The sequence below is a fragment of the Phytoactinopolyspora endophytica genome (genome assembly GCF_004138495.1).
GTDB classification, from domain to species: domain Bacteria; phylum Actinomycetota; class Actinomycetes; order Jiangellales; family Jiangellaceae; genus Phytoactinopolyspora; species Phytoactinopolyspora endophytica.
Genome location: NZ_ML142849.1, coordinates 143,478 through 150,590, shown reverse-complemented (window position 1 = coordinate 150,590; position 7,113 = coordinate 143,478). Strand labels below are relative to the sequence as shown.

The window sequence follows — 7,113 nt, the reverse complement described above, 5'->3', positions numbered from 1 at the left end:
GACGTGCGGGACCGTGGAGACCGCGACGCGCACGTCACCGTCACGCTGCTCCAGCCATTGGCCGACGTCGAGGGCGCACAGGTAACCGCCGAGCCGTGCCGGGTCCAGAACGATGCCGCGCAGGCCTCCGTCGACGGCTGCGTGGGCGTCGTCGATCGAGGCAGGGCTCGCCATGACGACGACGCCCGGGCCCTCGGGCGTCGTCGGTACCAGGCGATCCGCAGCAGCCTGCAGTCTCACCAGACCCGTGAGATCACCCGTGCTCGCCGGCTGCAGGACGAGGTGCGCTGGGAGCTCGCCCCGATCGACTCGGCTGGACAGCGACTCGACCAGAGTGATCGCGTCGGACAGCGGCAGATCACTGGTCAGCTCGAGCCAGATCGGCGCGAGCCGACCGGCGGCGGAAGCGGCTGCCAGCGCCACGTCGAGCGCCTCTCGATGATCACTGATGTCGGTCAGCTTGATCACTGCCTGGCCGGAGTCACGCGCAGCCCGCTGCTCGACGTGGGAGGCACCGCGAGCGGCGCTGATCACCTGAGCCACGGGCACCGGACGGCGGGCGCCGCCGAGGACCTCGGCCAGTGGCGCACTACCGGATCTGCCGACGAGGTCAAGTAGCGCGCACTCGACGCCGGCGAGAGTACCCCGGTAGGGCGCTCCGGGCACTGTCGTGCGCAGCGTGCGCTCGGCGAGCAGCCCGAGATCGGCCATCAGCTTGCCGATCTCCGCGCGCGCCGTCGCCACCCCGGGCGTGATGGTGGTGCCGCGCAGCTCCCGAAGCGCGGCGTCGAGGAAGCGCCATGACCCGCGGGGCGTGTCGCCGGTGACGATCCTGGTGCGTGGCGCGGCCTCGCCGACGCCCTCCAGTGAGTCCCCAGCCCTGGTGGCCCGAAGCCGGATGATGACGTTGTGGGCGTAGGAGCCGTCGGAGCGGGCGCCTCGGGACGATGGGACGCGGAACTCGAGCGCGGTGGCCTGTGCGACCGTGACGGTACTGAGCACGTCGATACCTTACCGCCGGGGTGTGGATTCGCCTACCGCTTTGCAGCGATCCGCCGGCGGCGGCTATACGCCCTGGAAGAGCGGCTCGATCCGGTGCTCGTCGTCGGGCGCTGACCCGTGACGAAGGCTCCGGGTCGCCTTCCAACGCGGGGCGGCTGTGTAGTAGTCGACGACGGCTCCGGCGACATCTCGCGGGATCCCCTCGGACGGGAAGCATGCGAGCGGTGGTGGTGCGCCGTGGATGCGGGTCACGACGGGCCCGGTGCCGGTCACGACGATGTCCACGGCTCCGTGTGCCATGCCGGGCATGGACGTGGCTGCCTGCACCGCGAGCGCCGCGGTGGCCGGTGGCGTCCGATCGGTGGCGTCGACGAGATCGCCACCGGCGACGATCTCGTCACTGGTGCCGAGCTCCACCCGTACCCCGGCCGCCGGCACATCCAGCCGGTCGCCGGCACCGGGAATCGGGTGGTGACACAGCACCGGGTTGCGGGCTCGCTCGGCGTTCTTGCGCTCGACCAGGTCGGCGACGCTCGACGTGCCGTCACCGACGACGTGCGCCGGCGTCAGATGCGTCACGGAGACGACCCGGTCGCCCACGACGAAGGCATGCAACCGTTCACCCGCCACGGTCTGCTCGACCAGGACCGATCGCCGGGGAGTCGGTCGGTGAGGTGGCCGGTGAGATGGCCGGTCATAAGCCTCGACAGCTCTGGCCCAGGCGGCGCTGAAGTCGGCGGCTCCGGCCACCCCTGCGGTGACTCCCTTCCCGTAGGCCATCCGTGCCGGGCGGATCGTCACCGGCCACCCGATCTCCTCGGTCGCGAAGACCAGCCCCAGGCGTTGCTGGTCGGAGGCGAACGTCGACGACCGGGGAGTCGGCACGCCGCCGCGGGTGAGCAACGCGTGCAGGGCATCCTGGTACGTGCGCACCGACCGCGCGACCAGGCTGGAGTCCGTTCCGCTGAGGTTCTCGAAGCCGATCAGCTCCGGACCGAGCCGCACCATGACGATGGTCTTGTTGTATCGGTCGACATCGTGGCCGCGGACACGCAGCGCGTGTTCGATCGTGGCCGACGCCAGCGAGCATCGGCCAGGGACGTTGTCGAACACGAACTGCTGCAGGCTCGGTGTGCTCACGTGTGCACCTCGAATCGATCGACTGGCCGGACGCTGTCGATGTGCGTCGTCGACACCTGGTTCACCAGCGCGCGTGGTGGCCCGGCGATCGCGCAGTTCACCAGTACCCAGATGTCCAGGGCTGGGCCCGAGATGACCGCCTCGACGCCGCCGGAGGGCAGCTGCCGGATACGGCCGGCCACATCGCGCTCCTCGGCCAGCCGGGCGAACCACCGCAGATACTCCGCGTGCTGGACCCGGCCCCGCACGAGCATGCGTACGGACAGCTCGTCGCGCGGGCGGTCCGGGTGGAACCCCGCGAGGGCGCAGGCCCGAAGCACGATGTCGCTCGACACATCCCGAGGTGTGCCGAACAGCGGGAAGTGGTTGAGGCTGGTGGCGGGCATCGAGTTGATCTCGAGGATCGCTGTGGGGTGCCCGTCGACGCCGAGCCGGTGATCACCCATCAGATCGATGCCCGCATGGTCGAGCCCAGGGAAGACATGGACGGCTCGGACGGCCAGATCCAGCAGGCTGGCATGGGTCTGGTCGAGCACCTCGATACTCTCTCCACCGGTCGCGATGTTGCCGGCGCTGCCCAGCCGGACGGTCCGGCCGGCCGCCGGGACGCTCTGCGTCGTCAGCTCATGGCGGGCGAGCCAGGCCATGGTGTCGGGTCCGAACGCGAGCGGGCAGCCGCGGGTGTGTGGGTTCCGCAACCGCCAGCGGTTCTTCTCCAGTACCAGATCGGCCACGGTGGAACGGCCGTCGCCGGTCACCGAAGCCGGGCGTTTGAGGACCACGGAGACCACTCGGTCGCCGACGACCAGGAACCGGTAGTCGTTGCCGGGGATGTGCTCCTCGACGACGAACGGACGGTCGCCGAAGCCGGACGCCGCCAGAGAGTCGATCGCGTGCCGGACGTGTGCCTCGGAACGCAGGTCGGTAGAGACCCCTTCGCCGTGGCTGGCCTTTCTCGGCTTGACCACGACGGGGGTGCCGAGCGAAGCGGCGAAGGCGGTGGCGTGCTCGACCTGGTCGTGGTCGAACGCCGCCCCACGCGGAGCGGGCACGCCGCTGTCCAGCAAGATCTTGCGGGTCAGATCCTTGTCCGAGGTCAACCGGTACGGCGGCACGGCGGACCAGGCGGTGTTGTTGGGGGTGAACACCACAGGTGCGTCCAGCGCCGGATGGTCGGCGAAGAACAGGCCGCGAGAGAACCGGGTGATGTCGAGGCCGCGGACCAGTGCGGCGCGTTCCAACAGGGCACTGGCCGAGATCAGTACGCCACGGGCGGAGAAGAACGGAGCGATGGTGGCGATGTCGAACCCGTTCAGCGGCAGACCGTCGTAGGTCGGAGGGCGGGACCGCGCAGACGAGCTTGCGACCTGCCCGGTGAGGTGCTGGACAGCCGGCGCGAGTACGGGATGGCCGCCGATCCCGGGCTCGCCGCCGGGCAGCAGCCGCCCCTGTCTGTCGTGCTCGATGCCCGGCTCCAGCTGTACCTGTCCGGTTTCGGGCGCCGGGAGCGAGAAGTAGTCCACGTGGGGTAGCGCGGCCGCGAGCTCGGCCGTGGCACGAAGGCCGACGTCCGAGAGGAACCGGGGCGGAACGAGGCCGATCCGCGGCCGGCTTGCCGCGTCGCCGAGCGCTGCGGCCACGTCGAGTGCCGATAGTGCACCACCGAGCTGGAACGGGTTCACGTTGACCGCACGGACGCCGCGGTCGGCGACGTCGCGGGCATCGGCGGTGCAGCCGGCGTCCGGCATCAGGACTATCCCCGGACCCGCATCGGCCGGCGGTACCAGCCGGTCGGCGTGTTGCTGCGCTTCGCTGAGCTCGGAGCGGTCGGCGTCGACCGGCACATGCAGAACCAGGTGGGGCGGCAGCGCGCCGGCGGCTACCTGCTGCGCGAGCTGTTCGATCAGCTTGGCGACACCGGTCAGCCCGATCCACTCGCCGAAACACAACAGGGTCGGCGCTGCGTGACCTGTGACCGTGGCGACGCGCGATGTCACCTCGAGTGCTGTCTCCCGGCCGACGTGAGTCACGGACGTACAGACCACGAGCGGGCGTCTGCGCCCACCGAGCAGCGCCGCCATGGAGGTATCGGCGGCCCGTGCCGCCAGGTCCAGCAGAGCGGTGTCGATACCGGCCAGCACTCCGGTGTACGGGGGTTCCGAGCCGGTCGGATCGGACGAGCCGGCAGCTAACGTGGCGAGCCGGTCAAGGATCTCCCGGACGTCGGTGAGGGCATGGGCGGGCCGGCGGCGGATGGTGGCACCTTCGAGCTCATCGAGTGCGGAGCGCGCCAGGCTCTGCACGGGCGCCGATGTGTCAGAGGCGCAACGAAGGCGGTACGGCATCGACTCACCGATGGACCGGAGGTCACGGCGACCGTCGTGAGCGTCCAGCCGGACGATCGTGTTGTGCACGTACGGTGCTCTGCTACCGGGCCGACGCGATGAGGGGACCCGGAACTGCACTGCTGAGGCGCGCGTTACCGCTGTCTTTCTGCCTAGCATTCGATCACGATACCCATGCCGGACATGCGCTATCTCTCACGTGAGCAGGGGCTCGACCGCCGAACCGCTCGACTGCTGCCCCGTGGACTGCGGCGGGACGTGCGCCGTGTCCCTGGCCGCTTTCCACCGCGGACTGCGTACGTAGTGCTCGAGGATGGCCCCCGCGATGTCACGAGCCGGACCATCCGTCGGGAACATGGCCAGTGGTGGCGGTGCGCCGTCCACGTGTGCGACGACGGCTTGCCCGGCCGCGTCGTCGATGTCCGGCGCGAAGATGTCGACTCCGGCGTACGCCAGGCCGGGCAGGGCAGCCACTGCGTCGATCGCGAGGCGCTGCAGACGCGGATGTGTCCGCTCGGTGACGTCGACGAGCCGCCCGCTGGCCGGGCGGGTCGGGTCGTCACGGCTGAGCACGGGCATGCCGATGTGCTCCGCGCCGTCGACCCAGGTGACTGCCACGACACGATCGTCGACGACGAGGACGTGGAACCGCCGCCCGGGGACATGCTGTTCGACCAGCACCGGTCCACCGGAGTTGCGCTCGTAGGCGTCCGTGGCACGCCGCCAGGCGGATCGGAACTGCGATGACCCCGTTACGGCCGCCGTCGAGCCTGGCCCCGGGGCACGTCGGGCCGGCGTGATCGTCACCGGCGTCCCGATGCGTTCCGCGTAACGGGACGCCCGTTTGCGCTGGGTGGGCTCGAACGTCGAGTACGGCGCTACCGGCAGACCGCGTGTCTGCAACAGGCCGCGCATCGCGTCCGGCCAGCTGCACATCTGTTGCCCGGGCTCGCTGCTGTCCGGGCCGTTGAGGCCGCGGAACGGTATCTTGTCGCCGGAGGGCAGGTCCACCAGCAGGATGTTGCGGTTCAGCCGCCGGCTCACCAGGCCCCGCTGGATCGCGGCGAACTCCAGGACTGCGGAGGTCAGGCGGGCGGGCCGGGGGACGTTGTCGGCGATGAACTGCTCGATGCCGGCCGTGCTCTCAGACATGTCGTTCATATGTGGCTCACTTGCGGATCTCGAATTGTCCTGGACTGTGCTGCTCCGGGATGTGCGTGGTGGTCACCCGCGTCACGCTGGCACGTTGAGGGCCGATGGCGGCGCTGCTGGCGAGCACCCAGACGTCCCCGGCGGGCCCGGCTATCTCCGCCTCGACGCCGCCCTCCGGCAGATTCCGGATCCAGCCGCTCACGTTCCGGGTCTCCGCGCGGCGCGCGAACCATTGGCGGTAGCCGACGTTGTGCACCCGGCCCTCGACAGCGATCCGCACCGAGAGCCGCTGCCTGGGCCCACCGGGGTCGAATCCGGCCAACGTGCAGCTGCGCAGGACGAGGTCAGTGGAGACATCCCGAGGAGTGCCGGCCAACGGGAAGTGGTTGAAGCTGGTCGCCGGGTTGCCGTTGACTTCGATGACCGCGGCCGGGTGTCCGTCGGCGCCGCTGTGGTGGTCGCCCATGAGGTCGATGCCGGCGTGATCGAGGCCGGGTATGGCGTGCACGGCACGCACGGCTAGATCGAGCAGGCTGGGATGGGTCTCGTCGAGGACCTCGATGCTGTCGCCGCCGGCCGCGATGTTCCCCGCGCTGCCCAGCCGCACGGCCTGGCCGTCCGCGGGCACGCTCTGCGGGGTCAGCGCCTGTCGGCCCAGCCAGGACTGAGCCTCATCGTTGAACGCGAGCAGGCAGCCGCGGGTGTGCGGGTTCTCCAGCCGCCAGCGGTTCTTCTCCAGCACCAGCTCCGCGACCGTCGACGCGCCGTCGCCGACCACGGAGGCGGGCTTCTTCAGCACGACCGAGACGACGCGGTCGCCGACGACGAGCAACCGGTAGTCGTCTCCGGGGATGTACGTCTCGACGATGAACGGCCGATCGCCGAACGCGGTGGTGTCCAGGTTCGCGATGGCGGCACGGACGTCGGCCTCAGTGCGCAGGTCGGTGGAGACGCCCGTTCCGTGAATCCCGTTACGGGGCTTGACGACGGCCGGGGTGCCGAGCGAGGAAGCGTACCGGACGGCCTCCTCGACCTGGCCGGGCTGGAACGCGCGTCCCTGCGGTACCGGCACGTCGGCGTCAGCGAGCATGCCCCGGGTCAGCTCCTTGTCGATGCTGAGCCGGTGACTCGGCACGCCGGTCCAGGCGGACTTGCTCGGCGTGAAGCACAGTGGCGAGCCAAGGTCGGGATGGTCGACGAGGAGGGTCATGCGGGAGAGACGGACCGTGTTGAGACCGTGGCACAGGGCGGCCCGCTCGATCAGGGGACTGGCGAACTTGATCTCGCCGCTCGGGGCCGCGAACGGCAGCAGTGGCTCGACATCGTAGGAGTTCGCCGCGCGGCCCTCGTAGGTGATCGGACGCGCCGGCGTGCCGGGGCCGTCAAGGTGCCGGGTCAGAAATTCCACGGCTGGGACCAGCACGAGGTGGCCTCCGAGCCCAGGACCTGTCGGTGCCGAGAAGGTGCCGTCCTG

At 70.3% G+C, this 7,113-nt stretch carries 5 protein-coding genes; all 5 read right to left on the bottom strand.

The window, feature by feature from the left end; all coding sequences use genetic code 11:
• On the bottom strand, positions 1–1,002 hold a 1,002-nt coding region (locus tag ELR45_RS00680; RefSeq protein WP_165367336.1), incomplete at its 3' end, for an enolase-like domain-containing protein.
• A 63-nt stretch (positions 1,003–1,065) separates the two neighbouring features.
• Positions 1,066–2,142 (bottom strand): hypothetical protein, encoded by a 1,077-nt coding sequence (locus ELR45_RS00675; RefSeq protein ID WP_129662624.1) that lies wholly within the window; start codon positions 2,140–2,142, stop codon positions 1,066–1,068.
• Positions 2,139–4,445 carry an acylphosphatase gene (locus ELR45_RS00670; RefSeq protein ID WP_205855628.1) on the bottom strand — a complete coding sequence of 769 codons (2,307 nt, stop codon included), beginning with the start codon at positions 4,443–4,445 and terminating at the stop codon, positions 2,139–2,141. Before ELR45_RS00670 ends, ELR45_RS00675 begins: the two co-directional genes overlap by 4 nt.
• A gap of 237 nt (positions 4,446–4,682) precedes the next feature.
• The gene (locus ELR45_RS00665; RefSeq protein ID WP_129662621.1) at positions 4,683–5,648 is read right to left on the bottom strand and encodes a hypothetical protein; all 966 of its coding nucleotides are present in this window, start codon (positions 5,646–5,648) and stop codon (positions 4,683–4,685) included.
• A 7-nt stretch (positions 5,649–5,655) separates the two neighbouring features.
• The coding region (locus ELR45_RS00660) for an acylphosphatase (protein ID WP_205855627.1) at positions 5,656–7,113 on the bottom strand (1,458 nt) is incomplete at its 5' end.